Raw genomic sequence first — 217 nt, 5'->3', positions numbered from 1 at the left:
GTCACCGCTGCAGGAAGGTCAGCGCCCGCTCCACGTTGACGCCCAGAGGATCGACCGAGTCGAGGGTGATCCGGGCGATCGCGCCGCTCGGACCCGTCCACTCCTCCCACTCGTCGAGACTCTGCTCGACGGCGAAGGCGCCGGGGAGCGCCGACGACCTGAGGCGCTCGGCGCGCGCGGTGAGCCGCTGGTGGTGCAGCACCTCGTCCGAGCAGAC

The 217-nt window shown here is 71.9% G+C and carries 1 pseudogene; it reads right to left on the bottom strand.

From position 1 onward, the window contains the following. Position 1 precedes the first annotated feature (1 nt). Positions 2–217 (bottom strand): annotated as a pseudogene (locus tag FJ658_RS16780) (ATP-binding protein); the annotation flags it as partial.

Origin of the sequence: Schumannella sp. 10F1B-5-1 (assembly GCF_006517535.1) — a bacterium.
In the GTDB taxonomy this organism is placed as follows: domain Bacteria; phylum Actinomycetota; class Actinomycetes; order Actinomycetales; family Microbacteriaceae; genus Schumannella.
This window is presented reverse-complemented; position numbering and strand designations above follow the sequence as displayed.